Origin of the sequence: Vallitalea okinawensis, from assembly GCF_002964605.1 — a bacterium.
Classification (GTDB): Bacteria; Bacillota; Clostridia; order Lachnospirales; family PQDH01; genus Vallitalea_A; species Vallitalea_A okinawensis.
In genome coordinates this window covers 61526-76509 of the sequence record NZ_PQDH01000011.1, presented here as the reverse complement: position 1 = coordinate 76509, position 14984 = coordinate 61526, and the positions used below count along the sequence as shown (strand labels likewise).

Below are 14984 nucleotides of genomic sequence, written 5' to 3'. Positions count from 1 at the left end.
AACCTCCTTGTATTTAGAAAATGCTCCCACAATAAGCCATGAATCTTTGTACTAAATTCTTTGGCCTAATTGCTTTGGGTTGAACATCTGATATAACACCATTGTTGATAACTGCCATAGCATTGGTATAGCATAGTGTATTAGCTTTCTCTTCACCAACTAAGTCACATAACATGTTATAGGCTTTTTGTATAAAAGGTGCCCTTTTTAGTGGTGAATGGCTATCTGTTGCAACAAAATGGACCATGTCGTGTTGAACCAAGGTAATTGCTCTTTCTTGTACCTTCGATCCTGATAACCCTGTAAGTGATCCCGCATTAACTTGTATATAGTAACCCTTTTCTATCCATTCTCTAACCAAGTTCATATCCTTTTCAATTTGTCCGTAACGTTCCACATGGGCGATAATGATCTTATACCCTTTAACGCTTAGATTAAATAGGATATTTTCAAATTGATCGGACCAAGAACTAAAAGGAAACTCTAATAAAACATAATTAGAATCTGCTAATGTCTTGGCTTCGTCATCTTCTAAAGCCTTAACTAATTTATAATCTATACTTAACTCATTTCCTAAATAGATAGCTATATCTATCTTATGTTCAGCTATTAACTCTTTAACTTCCTCATATCTTTCTACTAAATCCTTTGCATTATAACTGTTATAGCCTTGTATATAATGGGGGGTAGCTATAATAGCTTTTATACCTTCTTGTTCTGCTATTCTTAACATTTTAAGGGTATCTTCCGATGATCTAGCACCGTCATCAATACCATATAATATATGACTATGTATGTCGACCATAGCATCCTCCCTTAATCTTCTTCACTTAAAAGATGAATATATTTATTAATAAGTTCTTTCATTGTTTCATATTCCTGATCAGTTAAATGATTATGCAGATAAGTGATCATTTCTTCCTCTTCTCTTTCGGTTAGACCATTATCATATAATCCTAATAAATAATCCTGATCCACTTTACTTAAAAGAGCTTCACCTGTTGCTTCATCTACATCATCTACTTCATCACCATATTTTTCTCTGTATTCATTGACAATATCTTCGCTACTTTCACCAGCTTCTTCATTTACCACATCTTCAACAGCATTATCATCAAATACGTCATCATCGTTTTCTTTCTCCATTAACGTAACTTCTTCATCCTTTGCTTCTTCTGAATCAGCCACATTTCCTTGTGCATTATCTTCTTCTAAATTTACTAGTGTTTGGTCTTTGACCTCTATATCGGCATTATTATTATCTTCATTAACCTGTTTTACTTCATTTGAATTATCTATATATGTTCCTTTAACTTCAGAAATTTCCTTTTTTACTTCGCCTTCTTCAACTTGAGCTATCTGTTCCTCTAACTTTTCTTCTGGGTCTTCTTGAAGTCTAATCTCCTGATCTTTTACTTCACTATCTATTTTATCCCCGACTTGATCATCCTTCAAAGTCAACTCTTCACGGCTGGTATAATAATTGCTTTGGCTACATCCACTAAGTATAAGAACAACTATGATTAGATAAGCTACTATACTTCTTTTCATGATTCACCTCTGTCAGTTAATATGAATACTTAGAAGACTAGACAGGAATTCCTACCTAGTCTTCTTTTTTAATTATTTATCAAGGATATTGTAAATCATCATAGCTGCTTCAGCACGAGTTGCAGTTTCTGTTGGATGGAAGTTTCCATCTGTATAACCATGTATAATCTCTTCATCAACAACTAAACTAACTGGTGTTTTAGCCCAAGAAGCAATCTTTGTTTGATCGCCGAATACTTTATAAGCATCTTGATCAAAACTATCGTAACCTCTCATACCAAGTACATTAGCCATAATAACAGCCATCTCTTGACGTGTAATATTACTATTAGGAGCAAAGCCCCCATCATTACCTTGAATCAAACCATTTTCATATGCAGCTGCTACAGCTTCTGCATACCAATCGCTAGTATCCACATCAGTAAATGGTAAAGTCTCCACGTTACCTTCTAACTTATAAGTTCTTGTAATAAGAGCAACAAATTCAGCTTTTGTAATGTTACTCATTGGATCAAATTTACCTTCACCTTTACCACCGATAATATCTTTACCAGCTAAAGCCATTACAGCCTCATTTGCCCATGCAACTCCACTCATATCATTAAATGTCTTTACTGTAAATTTAGCAAAGTATTTACTAAAGTGACTAGTCTCAAATACAGCTAGACCTGATTCTTCATCATAGTAACCACCAACTAATACAGTGGAACCATCGTCTAACAATTGATAAACTGTAATAGCTTTAGGATTTTGATTATTTCCTAATTCAAAAGGTATACCAACAGTCATTGGTGCGTTGAATGAGCTAACCTTTTTATCACCAGAATTCAAGTTTAAATCCACAACAATTTGGTTAGTTGTATCACTTACAACTTCAGCTGTAAATGTAAATCCTGATTCAGCAACGTCTGCTGGCAATGTATTTGCATCAACTTCAATTGTTCCACTTGTTGTATTTAATTTCACTACATCAACTTTCTCAAATACTTGATTAAGAGATGGTAAAGTTGCTTTTGCATCTGAATTAACTGTAATAACAACTTCTAGCTCATCATTAACTAGATCACTCTTACTTAATTTATCAGCTGCATTTTCTACTTTGTCTGCAGTATTTAATAATGTACTTTCTGCAATAGTTCCAGATGATGACTCAACAGTACCTGTAGCTTCTACAGCTTTTTGAGCAACCTCTGTAGCTGCATCTTCTAAATCATCAGACTCAACAACATCTGCAATCTTTTCAACATTCTCAAGGAACTTTTCTGCAGTAGCAGTTGCTTCTGTTGGATCTAATTTACTAACCACTGCTGCCATCTCTTGTACTGTATTAGTAACATCCTCTACTAATTCTTTAGCAGATTCACTATCTACTTCACTTGCAATGCTGGCAATTTTATCAATCGTGTCACTAACTGCATCTACAGCTTTTTTAGCTGCAGCAGGTGATTCAACTAAATTTACAACTTCTTCAATAGCATCAAGAACTTTCCCTACAGATTCTACAACTTCTTCATCCTCTTGCTCGCTAGGATCAATACTTTCAACTGAATCTACTGAACTATCTATAACTTCATTAGCATCTTGTTCACTATTGGCTTCTTCAGCTTTATCACCTATGTCTGATGGTTCAATAGGTTCAACAGGATCATTATTAGAACCACCACCTGAACTTGATCCACCACCTGAAGAAGTGTATTTAATAATATCACAAACGTCATCTAAATATGTGACTATTGCTGCTTTATCATTACTTGATAAATTGTTATTAAAATAAGTCTCTGCTACTCCTACTGCCTCAAGTACAGGTTCAATACTTTCAATAGCATCATCATTCATATCGTTAAAAGCATTAATAAGTTTCATTACTTCTGCCTCATCAAATTTCAAGATCTTTGAGCTCTTATTATAGGATGCTACCTTCATTTCAAGTGATCCTACAGCATTAATATAACCAAAAACCTTTCCCATATTTTCGAATCCAGCTAATAATTTGTCAAGGTCCAGTCCTGCATCAACCAATGCATCTTCAAACTCATCGAGTCTGATACCTAAAGCATTTTTAAATGCTACTTTATTATCTGTTTCAAGATAATCCTTTAGGTTCTGTACATCATATTCTCCTTCTTCTCCTTCAACAAAACTGATGAATTCTTGTAAAGCATCTGCTGTAGCTCCAAAAGATTCTAATCTTTCTTGTTGATAACCTGCTAATGCGCCAAACATAAGTTTATACATTTCAGCAATTTGATCAGCATCATCTGCATCATGGTAAAGATCTATAAGTTCAGTTACATATGTAGGATAATCACCATATAAATCAAACACACCATCAACAAATGGATCTAATAGGCTTTCACTTTGTGCAGCAAATACATTGGTGAAACTAGATAATACCAAAGCAAAAACTAACGTTAAACTAATAATCCTTTTCTTCATCATTTGCCTCCTTCTTTCTTTATATTTTTTATTTATATATGAACACCCTGGAGTAGAATGTCATATCCATCATCCATTTACCAAAAACTACATTCATAGTATTAATTATCTTATTTAACATCTTTTCTGTCAACTGTTTAATATTATTTTTTTATGTACCATTTCTATAAAACCTTCTATTTATTAACTTTACTGTTTTTTCTCCCCTTTTTTTTGATAACTTAGTATCTGCTAATACTGATATTCCTACAGCAATTGCCTAATAATGCACTTCATCTGATACAGCATAAAGGATACAAATCAATAAAGCTTTAGATTTATATCTGACTACATCACTTTTCCTTACATGATTCATTGCCAAAACATCAAGTACTAAATATGCAGAAATTAAGTATTTTTTTCTGATTGTTTATATTAAAATCCGCCTTAGGGCGAACTTTCTTAACCGTCTCTACGATCACCTTTTTTACTCCCTTACTCAGCTTACAGATTGAGTGGCAGGTTGGGATCATAGATGAAATATGAGTAGTATCCAAATTATGATAATAGTCCAAGATATTAATCACTTATATCTTACACTTCACTAACTATAATTTCATCAAGCTCTATACCCTCACTTTCTTCTTTAACAGTCTTTGAAAGATACTTCAAAAACTCATCTGTTAAATCTTCACATCTCAATGCAAACTCAACAGTGGCTTCCAAGAATCCTAATTTATTTCCTACATCGTATCTTTTCCCTTCAAAATTATAAGCATACATAGCTTCTCTTTGGGCTAAATCATTTAAAGCATCTGTTAATTGAATCTCTTCACCTTTACCAGGTGTTATATGCTCTAAGATTTCAAATATAACAGGGTTTATGATGTATCTTCCAAGGATAGCTACATTAGAAGGTGCTTCTTCTTTTGATGGTTTTTCAACTAATCCTTTTACCTTATATACACTGTCTTCAATATGTTTACCATCAACAATACCGTACTTACTTACATCTGCATCAGCTACTTCTTGTACTCCTAATATAGATGTCTTGTACTCGTCATATGCATCAATCATCTGCTTAAGGCAAGGCTTGGATGGATTATGTACAATATCATCGCCCAATAAAACAGCGAATGGTTCGTTACCTATAAATGATTTTGCACAATGGATCGCATGACCAAGTCCTTTAGGTTCTTTTTGACGGATATAGTGAATGTTGACCATATTAGATATTTTTCTTACTTCAGTAAGCATATCATCTTTTCCTTTTTTCTCAAGCTCAAGCTCTAACTCAATACTGCGGTCAAAATGATCTTCGATGCTTTTTTTGTTGCGACCTGTAATAATTAAAATCTCTTCTATTCCTGAATCTACTGCCTCTTCAACAATATATTGTAATGTTGGTTTATCAACAATTGGTAACATCTCTTTTGGCTGAGCCTTAGTTGCAGGTAAAAATCTAGTACCAAGACCTGCAGCTGGTATTATGGCTTTTCTTACTTTCATTTTGATTCCCCCTCGTCAATAATTAATCTATATAGATATCTACTATTATTTAACCCCGTAATACTTCACATACCAATCAGCAAATCTCTGCAATCCTTCTTCTATACCTATAGAAGGCTTAAACCCTACAACTTCTTGAAGCTTATCTGTTGATGCATAGGTCGCTGGTACGTCACCCGCTTTAAGTGACTCAAATAATTTGTCAAATTCTACTTTTCTACCTAATGCGTTACTTAGTGCTTTCTCTAATGTCCGTATGAAAGTCATTAGCTTTTCAGGACTGTTATTTCCTATGTTAAATACTCTATGATGCACACTTTTTTCTCCTCTTTCTTCAATGATTATACTTGGTGGATTGCTAAGAAGTCTTTCAATTCCTTCTACGATATCGTCTACATAAGTAAAATCTCTATACAAATCATTTTTAAAATCACCATTATTAAATATCTTTATAGGTTCTCCTTTAAAGTGTTTATCAACAAAATCAAAATATGCCATATCAGGTCTACCTATAGGACCATAAACTGTAAAAAATCTAAGTCCAGTAGCTGGAATCTTATAAAGATGGCTATAGGTATGGGCCATAAGCTCATTAGATTTCTTAGTAGCCGCATAAAGAGATACTGGATGGTCGACAAAATCAGTTTCTTCAAATGGTACTTTTTTATTAGAACCATATACAGAACTTGAAGATGCATACACAAGATGGTCTACTGGATTATATCTACAAGCTTCAAGGATATTAAAAAAGCCTATGATATTACTTTCTATATACACATCAGGATTCTCTATAGAATATCTTACCCCAGCTTGGGCAGCCAAATTTACTACGATATTGGGCTTAAACTCCACAAAAGTTTCCATAATCATGGCCTTATCTGAAATGTTTCCTTTGATAAAAGTAAAATTCTCAAAAGGATTAAGCTTTTCTAATCTTTCATATTTAAGATTTACATCATAATAGCCATTTATATTATCAATACCAATTACTCGACAACCTTTTTCTAATAGCTTCTTTGATAAATAAAATCCAATAAAACCTGCTGCTCCAGTAATTAGATATGTTTTAGTTGCATCTAGTGTTTTATAACTCAAATTTTTACCCCCTTAAAAAGAGAAGCACTATTCATTCTATAGAATAATACTCTACTTCTTTTATATCTAAAAATTTTAAAATCTAATTAATTTTTAGTTGCTGCTACTTCAGCCATGGCATTAGAAAGTCTCATATATGGTCTTCCAATAGAATAGTACTCCACTCCTACTTCTTTCATAACTTCATTATTATATAAGTTTCTTCCATCATATATTAAAGGTGTTTTCATAAGCTTCTTGTAATCCTCAGGAAGTACTGCTTTAATTTCATCCCACTCAGTAAAAATAAAGCAAATATTTGCACCTTTTAAAGCTTCCTCTGCATTTTCAACATATTTTATTGAACCTTGTCCGATTTTTCCTTCTGGATATACGCTATTAAAGTTATCCTTACCTACTGGATCATAAGCACATATATCTGATCCAGCTTCTAATAATAAAGGTACATTTTCAAGTGATGGTGCTTCTCTTAAATCATCTGTTCCTGGTTTAAAGGTAAGTCCAAGTACTGCTACTTTTAAACCAGTAAATGTTATAAGTCTTCTGCAAGCCTTCTTATAAAGAAGAGTCTTTTGATCTTTGTTCACATCTATAGCTGCTTTAATAGTTCTAAGCTCGTAACCATTTTGTCTTGCAAGATATTCAAGAGCCTTTGTATCCTTAGGAAAACATGACCCACCGTATCCAATACCAGCATTTAAGAATTTAGCTCCTATACGCTCATCATAACTCATCCCCTTAGCTACGTCTTGGATATTAGCTCCTACAAGCTCACAAAGATTAGCTATATCATTCATATATGATATTTTAAGAGCTAGGAAGTCATTTGAAGCATACTTTATCATTTCTGCTGATCTTCTATTTACTGATACTGTAGGAAGTTTAAAAGGTTCATATATATTCATAAGCATCTCTTCTGCCCATTTACTTTCCGTTCCAATGATTATTCTTGCAGCATGAAGTGTATCATGTACTGCTGTCCCTTGTGCTAAGAACTCTGGATTTGATGCTACTTCTACTTTCACATCATTTACTAAAAAGTCTTTTATAAACTGCTCAACCTTATCATTAGTACCTACTGGCACTGTAGATTTTACCACCACAAGACAGTCCTTTTCTATGTTTTCAGCTATCTGTCTTGCAACTGTTGCTATATAGCTTAAATTTGCAGAGCCATCTGGCTGCTCTGGAGTTCCAACACCAATAAATATAGCATCTGATTCTCTGTAGGCTGTTTTGTAATCAGTAGTATAATCTAATCTACCTTCGGCATAATTCTTCTGCATAAGCCCTTCTAAGTCAACTTCATATATTGGTGACACTCCACTTTTCATTAAATTTACTTTCTTTTCATCAATATCTACGCAAGTAACTTGGTGTCCCACTTCAGCAAAACAAACCCCTGCCACAAGACCTACATAACCTGTTCCTGCTACTGATATTTTATACATTTCTTTCTCCCCCTAACTCAAATATCACATTAAAATTTATCAGAATATTCTATAAAACAATACGTTAGTATCTGGTACTATCGCTTTGTTCTAAAGAATTCTACTTAATATTGCTTTACATCCGCTACCTTTTGTATTCAAGATTACTCAAACACTACAAGGTTAACATATTCAATAGCTCTAATAAGTGTTTTATTTTGTTATAAAAAAAATTTAACTTATTTCACTTTTCATTCTAACTAAATTTATCTATAACCAAAATTATTTTTTTAAAATAAACCTATTATATTAAAACAAGATAACTTTCAGTGGTTATTTATTTTACAATTCTATGGTTTTTTCTTTTTTAATACTCTTTGAAATTTAACAGACTTTAATGATTTATCAATAATTTTTTTATTAGTCAAGTATACAAAGCAGATATATGTTACTACTACTATAACTTTATATATTAAATTGCTGAAACTAAATACAGTCAAATACCGAGTATAACTAAAATACAATCCAACTGCCATAAAAAGAAGGCTCGGTACAATAATACTCAACATTTTTAGAACACTGTAACCTACATTGTCGTATAGTTTACTTAAAAAGATAGCTATATAAACAATGATTATTTTTGCCAGTAAAAAAGATATAGCTGACCCATACATCCCATAATGTGGTACTAACAAATAGGCTAATATAATGTCAACGAAACTGCCTATAATAGTTGCAATAAATAACTTTCTAGCTGCTGCTTTATAAAACATTATTATATTAACATAAAAATAATACATTGATTTTACCGAAAAACCCACTACAAGTATTGGGATTACGGTCCATGCTAGAGTATAATCATCATTCGTCATCAATATAACCACTTCTTGTGAAAATAAGCCAATTCCCATGTATATTAATGAGTAAAAGATAAGTAGCACATTCGAAAGGTTAACAGCCTCTTTAATGCTTTCAGTATCATGTTTTTTCATCATTTCATAAAACCAGGGCTGAAAGGCTCTATTTACTGACATCTGTACAATATCTATTAAGTTCCCAAATTGCATCGCAATACTATATAGTCCTACGGTCGCTAATGATCCTGTAGTATTAATGAATATGCGTGAAGCTAAACTGGCAATGTTTGTGGATAAATTGTGTGGCATCAAAGGAATAGAATATTTCAAAGATTCTTTTAATATCCTCATATCTATAGTCCATTCTAGTAAATCTTTCTTTTTTAAATCATAAATCATATAAATAAAATAGCCTATATATACTATCAATTGAGCTAATAAGAATCCAACTACACCTAAATCAAAAACACTAATTAAAACAATTCTAAAAATTGAAGATATTACAAATACAGTCAAATTAATTTTGGTTAGTTTTTTGCCTTGTTGCATTCCCTGTAAAATACTTTGATGCATCGTAAAAAGTGAAACAAAAATCAAACTCAAAAAAGCTATTAAGACTATTGGATAAAATTCTACACCCTCAAAAAATATGCTAACAAAAATATCTCTAAATAATATTCCTAAGCTCAAGAAAATAAATCCAGATATAATAATAAAAGAAACTAAAGTGCTATAAAACTTTTTTAGTTTTACTTGATTTTCACTATAGTCTGCATAAAATCTTATAGCTGCAGAGTATAAGGAAAAAGCAACAATAAAAGTCGCTACATTTATGAATCCAGCTACAAGATTAGAAACGCCAAATTCATCTGGCATCAAGAACAGAGTATACACTGGCAATAATAAAAATCCCATTGCTTTAACAAGAAATGAACTAAACATATATAAAAATGAATTTTCTAAAACTTTCTTTTTAGACGACATATACAAACCATTTCTCCTTAATTTATTCCCTTATTATAAAGGCCATAAACATATTTCAGATTCTTTCTGCGCTTTTTGACGCTTATTTCCCCATGATACTATGTTTGCAGTCTCAATCTTAAAAAACATAATCTCATTATCTCTTAATATACTAATTATTGTCTTATTTGCTATTTGTTCACTAACTCACGACATTTCATTTTTATGTCATATTCGCTCCCTATTTTAAATTATAAATCTGGTATTCTTTTTTTAACACAATTATATTTATTACGTGAAGAATCCTTTATAAAGTAATCCACGATGTTCAAAATGTGATATGGTTTTAAGTAATATTACTATTGCTGGCATTTTAATTATAAAATTTCAAATCAATCATTTCCTAATATTTTCACTTTTAACAAAGTCCAATGAAACTAATCCTGAATTATCATATGAAAATGTGTGTGTCCCTTTAATTTTGGGTAAAAACTTAGGAGGTATCTCTGCGTAAACTTTTTCTACATATTCTTCGTTGTTTATTTTAAGAATTTGTGCTATTCCCATTGATCTACTCTCATTATAAAAACTTTGAACTTGGAAAATTCTAAATATTCCTTCATTATCTATAATTAATCCAGAATTTTTACTTCTTGTACTATCAAAGATAATAGGATTCTTCGGGTGAGGTATCCATTTATCTGATTCAAATGAATCAGAATAGAATATATGCAATTCAGAATTATAATCCCCACTATTAGTTGAATCAACATTAGTAAGCATCCACCACTTTCCATCAAGCTCAAATATTGAAGTATTCATTGTATCAATGTCTTTAATTAAAATTTTATGCAAAGACCATTTCAATGGAAAATCGTCACATTTGTATATTCGAATATCATTTATCTGATGACTTGCTGGACACATATATATTTCATCTAAACTTTTAAACAAAAATGGATAAGAAAGGTTAAATGATTCTTGCAACGCAGTTCCCAAAAACTTATATCCGTCTTTCTTTAACTCAATAGCTGATATTTTACTAGTTTTCGTAATAAAGTTATAGTCTTCTACATAACATATATTAAGATTATTATGATTAATTACAAATGGATAAGCTAAATATCTTTTAGGAGGATTTTTAATAATCTTAGATTTCCATAAAACTGAACTTCTCCAATTATTTGAAAAAATATATGCTACTCCCCATCTCATCTTATGATTTAGAATTGTGTTAGTAAAGAATCCTTTAGATAAGTAATTGATGGTCTTAAAAATATACATTAGTTGTTCTCTTATTTTAGGTTGTGTAAACAATGTATAAGCATAAGGAATCTTCTTTAAACTTGGAGGAATTGATTCACTCGTAGATATTTCATTTAGAATCTTATGCATAAAGTAGTTTGCCTTTGAGTATAAATTTGCTTTATTCTGTAAGAATATTGGAGCGGTTCTAATAAACCCTTTGAATAATACTTCACCTCCATCTAATTCATCTTTTAAAATCTGAATTATAAATCCTGTTTTATCTAAACGATGATATACCTGCCAAAATCCAGATGGTGCGCCGCGATTAATATCATTGTCAGCATGATGGAAAGACAAAATGCCATACTTAGTAATTGTCAAAATTTCTCCTCTTAATATACCTCCCCCAGCTCTAACAAGTATATCTAAATTTTCACGTTTGATTTTCTCTAAATCCTCTTCGCTATATCTATAAACTAAACCACTTTTTGATATTATGGGATTAACATGGAGTTTCTTAATATCAAATTCATTTAAAAAGTATGAGTCAAAATATTTTGTTTTCTTAATTCTTTTTAAGAAAAGCATTTTTTCACATTGTATTATAACTTTAAAGGTTAATCTTCCAATATATCTTAGAATCCCTTTTTTCTTGATAAAGTTATAGTGGCTTTTAATTCTTTTTTCCTTTTTCTTGCTCTGAACAATTAATGTCTTAATCACATATTTGTCCGACTTTAAACTTCTGTTGTACAAATCCCAAACAGTATTAGACTGGCTGGTATTATCCACAATTATTCCTACAGAAAGTTTGCTCATAATAGCCCTCCATTATCTGATATTCAAACGCTTTCATTACCTATGAGAACAATCTTAAAGCATATAGATTTATCTGATTGTTTTCTTTAGTTTTATTGACTATTTTTAGAATATTAGGTGAGTATAAAATGGCTTGCTTAATTTTTATAGAAAACATAAAGTGTAACTATCAAAATTCGCTGCACTATATGCTGATGAACTAAGATCATTAACCCATAACAAAAAGTATGAACCGCTTCGCGATCAAAATAAAGAACACACTTCGACGTGATACGACTAATCAAATAAAGCAAGAAAAAGAAACCACCTATTCGCCATCCTAATACAGGTTAGTTATTCTTTTGTTTTTTCAAAAAAATAACCACACTAAATTTAAACTACTCTCATCTGAAGTCTCCATCAATCATGTATTTCATACCTTGCATAAGAATGTCCATCCTTTTGACGTCATTTGTTATAGAGGTCAAATGAACAAGATATCCTCTAGAGATGCAATAGCATACATTAAAATCCTTTATAATTACTTGAATTTGGACCTTATAGACATTATAAATCTAGATTTATCGTCAAGATATGACGATCAACTAAATCGAGGGTATAACAGAACATAAGATATTACTGGGTATCATCAATCAAAACCCATCCCTACTTCTCGGGAGAAAGATGATCAGGTAAGAGGTACTATAACATAACCAGATAATCTATCCCTAACTGTAAAAGCTTTAGAGACTTCTCAATGGACTTACTTGACATGGTTGCTAGTGTAGGTCACTCTTAAGAAAGATTTTGAATTGCCTTAGCGTAGAAGAACCCTTGAGGTATATATGAAATTTATCTCAATTATCTTATGAGTAATAACGTCTGCGCCAGTTAGTTCACGAGTTCAATTTACTATTGTAATTTAAGATAAAATTATAAATATCCATTTCTTACCCATTCAACAGCTCTGTCGTAATCATCAAGTGTATCTATTTCCTTAGTTCTAATATATTTCATAGGCAGTGGCAAAAGAGGCTCTAGTATTGTATAAACATGTCCTCTTACCGCACTGATATGCTCTTTTTTTATTTTCATTAAACCTGTCCACTCATACTGACCACGTTCACGTGAAAACTCTTTTACTACTAACGAACCATTTTCCTGTGTAGTATCCATCAATACGGGATTATCGGTTGATGGGTCAGTACCACAAATAAATTCATCCTTTACTTTTAGTACATCTTGCAAATCTTGTGGATTAACAAGTAAATCACCATCCAAAGAAACAACATACTCTCTAGAATTTTCAGCACCAATACAAAAGCTTGCTCCAGTGCCTGTGTTCATGTAATTATTGTTAATTGCAAAAACAATATCTTTCCGATATAATGAAACAACTTCTATTACTTTTTCCATTTGATATCCAACTACTATTCTTATATCATCATAATTTTGTAGCATTTCAAGCTGCCTAATTATTAGTGGCTTACCATCGATTTCAACTAAGGACTTAGGACAACCTAACCCTAATCTAGATCCCATTCCAGCACAACTTATAACAATCGTTGTAGGAATTGACATAATTTCCCCTCCTCATAAATTGCAAACTTAGAATTGCATAATGTAGAATATGCAACTGGTCTCACTCCACCATATCCTATACCAATTTGTGCCATACCTATCATTTCTGAATCGTTGCTACCATCTCCAACAGCCACTACTGGTGATATGAATTGCTCAATTACTTTTGCTTTATCTATAACGCTATTTACCTTCAATAGCTTATCCTCTTTGTGAGATGTCGTTGAACAAAATACATGATTTGATACCTTAAGCTTAATCATAAGTCTTTGTATCCATACATCCAAATTTCCAGTAACAATATAACATCTTTCATTATTATTCATGATAAAATCAGCTAACTTATCATTCAATGGAATATTTTCAACAAAATCAGCAACTTGGCTTATAGGCAAATTTTTAAGTAGGTTAACACGCTCTAAAAAGCTGTCTCTAAATGGTATCTCACCTCTCATAGTTTTTTCAGTTAAATCCCTCATTTTATCATACATTCCTAATTCTCTAGATAATTCTGGTAAAATTTCTACTCGAGTAATTGTTGCATCAAGGTCAAACAAAAACACATAATCTGACATTTTTAAAGCCCCCTATTTCCTTGAATGTATTATTGATTATTTATAATTATTAATCTGAAAATCACTCTTATTTAATACTTTATTACCGTTGTTAAAATATTTAAGTCTTTGTATTGATTGATAAAATTCATCAAATCTTGAACAAATAGGTGGTATACTTTCATAATTACTATACGTTGAGTTAAGAAATCCTATAATATCTGATGGGGCTTTAAATTTATTCCCTTTAATTTCTATTATTGTTGGTTTCCCAAATATGTTTTTGTTGTATGTGTCTGCCGCAGCTTGCATAGTTGTTACATACTTTGCATTTTCATAATTTATTTTATGGCAAAGATAATTATAAAAAAGATTTAGTACCTTTATTGAGATAGGAAAATAAATTATTTTTTTTATATTTCTAGCGATCCGAAAAGTATTTATCCCCATAGACTCTTCTTTTGCATTAACTAACTTTATTTTTCGTATCCTATTTATTTTTTTAACTTTTTTTCTAAATCCTTCACGTTTATTCTTATCTTCAGGAGCTCCTATTAAGAAAAATATATCCATATGTATTGCAGATGAGTTAAAATCTTTTTTTGTAATCCTTATACAATAATGTCTACATTTCTCATCTACCTCAGGACAATAATAATAAAATTTTGGATCCAATTCTTTATTTAATGTTTTAATCAATTTTTTCTTTTCATATATTGGTACGATAACATCTATGTCATAATCCCATGGTAGCAAGTTGCCATTTCTGAAGAATCCTAACAGAGAACCAAAACCGACATAATACTCAATATTTCTTAGGCTACACAGTCTATTAAATTCTATTAACGTTTCTAAAACATCATTTTGATATTCTTCAAATTCTGTATATAAATCATCTAGATAGGAATGTATTTCTGACCTAAAGTATTTGTTATTCATATTAACCTCCTAATAGAATCACATGTTCAATTTTATATTTTAGG

Annotated in this window: 12 protein-coding genes; all 12 read right to left on the bottom strand. The window is 31.4% G+C overall.

Annotation, left to right across the window (positions count from 1 at the left end; genetic code table 11):
- Nucleotides 1-13: 13 nt before the first annotated feature.
- Nucleotides 14-805 carry a tyrosine-protein phosphatase gene (locus C1Y58_RS22280; protein ID WP_105618979.1) on the bottom strand — a complete coding sequence of 264 codons (792 nt, stop codon included), beginning with the start codon at nucleotides 803-805 and terminating at the stop codon, nucleotides 14-16.
- An 11-nt stretch (nucleotides 806-816) separates the two neighbouring features.
- Nucleotides 817-1551, bottom strand: a complete 735-nt coding sequence (locus C1Y58_RS22275; protein WP_105618977.1) for a hypothetical protein — start codon at nucleotides 1549-1551, stop codon at nucleotides 817-819.
- Between the two features lie 72 nt (nucleotides 1552-1623).
- Entirely contained in the window at nucleotides 1624-3987 is a 2364-nt protein-coding gene (locus C1Y58_RS22270) for an S-layer homology domain-containing protein (protein WP_170311668.1), read from the bottom strand.
- Nucleotides 3988-4246: 259 nt separating this feature from the next.
- Nucleotides 4247-4393 (bottom strand): VanZ family protein, encoded by a 147-nt coding sequence (locus C1Y58_RS27295; protein WP_170311669.1) that lies wholly within the window; start codon nucleotides 4391-4393, stop codon nucleotides 4247-4249.
- A gap of 167 nt (nucleotides 4394-4560) precedes the next feature.
- On the bottom strand, nucleotides 4561-5475 hold the full coding sequence (galU, locus tag C1Y58_RS22265; protein ID WP_105618973.1) for a UTP--glucose-1-phosphate uridylyltransferase GalU: 915 nt from the start codon (nucleotides 5473-5475) through the stop codon (nucleotides 4561-4563).
- A gap of 45 nt (nucleotides 5476-5520) precedes the next feature.
- Entirely contained in the window at nucleotides 5521-6570 is a 1050-nt protein-coding gene (locus C1Y58_RS22260; RefSeq protein ID WP_105618971.1) for a GDP-mannose 4,6-dehydratase, read from the bottom strand.
- Between the two features lie 86 nt (nucleotides 6571-6656).
- The gene (locus tag C1Y58_RS22255) at nucleotides 6657-8021 is read right to left on the bottom strand and encodes a UDP-glucose dehydrogenase family protein (protein ID WP_105618969.1); all 1365 of its coding nucleotides are present in this window, start codon (nucleotides 8019-8021) and stop codon (nucleotides 6657-6659) included.
- 329 nt (nucleotides 8022-8350) lie between these two features.
- A complete protein-coding gene (locus C1Y58_RS22250) occupies nucleotides 8351-9841 on the bottom strand; it encodes an oligosaccharide flippase family protein (RefSeq protein WP_105618968.1) in 1491 nt (496 codons plus the stop codon).
- 375 nt (nucleotides 9842-10216) lie between these two features.
- The gene (locus C1Y58_RS22245; protein ID WP_105618966.1) at nucleotides 10217-11887 is read right to left on the bottom strand and encodes a glucosamine inositolphosphorylceramide transferase family protein; all 1671 of its coding nucleotides are present in this window, start codon (nucleotides 11885-11887) and stop codon (nucleotides 10217-10219) included.
- 912 nt (nucleotides 11888-12799) lie between these two features.
- Nucleotides 12800-13447, bottom strand: coding sequence for a phosphocholine cytidylyltransferase family protein (locus C1Y58_RS22240; RefSeq protein ID WP_105618964.1), 648 nt, complete (start codon nucleotides 13445-13447; stop codon nucleotides 12800-12802).
- Nucleotides 13420-14022 carry an HAD-IB family phosphatase gene (locus C1Y58_RS22235; protein ID WP_105618962.1) on the bottom strand — a complete coding sequence of 201 codons (603 nt, stop codon included), beginning with the start codon at nucleotides 14020-14022 and terminating at the stop codon, nucleotides 13420-13422. The genes C1Y58_RS22240 and C1Y58_RS22235 overlap by 28 nt, the downstream gene beginning before the upstream one ends.
- Before the next feature lie 36 nt (nucleotides 14023-14058).
- Nucleotides 14059-14940, bottom strand: a complete 882-nt coding sequence (locus C1Y58_RS22230) for a LicD family protein (RefSeq protein ID WP_105618960.1) — start codon at nucleotides 14938-14940, stop codon at nucleotides 14059-14061.
- Between the last annotated feature and the right edge of the window lie 44 nt (nucleotides 14941-14984).

What these genes read in the sequence shown, in the direction of transcription:
- galU (WP_105618973.1), bottom strand. Translation starts at nt 5,475, where the DNA reads ATGAAAGTAAGAAAAGCCATAATACCAGCTGCAGGTCTTGGTACTAGA.
- C1Y58_RS22245 (WP_105618966.1), bottom strand. Translation starts at nt 11,887, where the DNA reads ATGAGCAAACTTTCTGTAGGAATAATTGTGGATAATACCAGCCAGTCT.
- C1Y58_RS22255 (WP_105618969.1), bottom strand. Translation starts at nt 8,021, where the DNA reads ATGTATAAAATATCAGTAGCAGGAACAGGTTATGTAGGTCTTGTGGCA.
- C1Y58_RS22250 (WP_105618968.1), bottom strand. Translation starts at nt 9,841, where the DNA reads ATGTCGTCTAAAAAGAAAGTTTTAGAAAATTCATTTTTATATATGTTT.
- C1Y58_RS22230 (WP_105618960.1), bottom strand. Translation starts at nt 14,940, where the DNA reads ATGAATAACAAATACTTTAGGTCAGAAATACATTCCTATCTAGATGAT.
- C1Y58_RS22280 (WP_105618979.1), bottom strand. Translation starts at nt 805, where the DNA reads ATGGTCGACATACATAGTCATATATTATATGGTATTGATGACGGTGCT.
- C1Y58_RS22270 (WP_170311668.1), bottom strand. Translation starts at nt 3,987, where the DNA reads ATGAAGAAAAGGATTATTAGTTTAACGTTAGTTTTTGCTTTGGTATTA.
- C1Y58_RS22275 (WP_105618977.1), bottom strand. Translation starts at nt 1,551, where the DNA reads ATGAAAAGAAGTATAGTAGCTTATCTAATCATAGTTGTTCTTATACTT.
- C1Y58_RS22240 (WP_105618964.1), bottom strand. Translation starts at nt 13,447, where the DNA reads ATGTCAATTCCTACAACGATTGTTATAAGTTGTGCTGGAATGGGATCT.
- C1Y58_RS22235 (WP_105618962.1), bottom strand. Translation starts at nt 14,022, where the DNA reads ATGTCAGATTATGTGTTTTTGTTTGACCTTGATGCAACAATTACTCGA.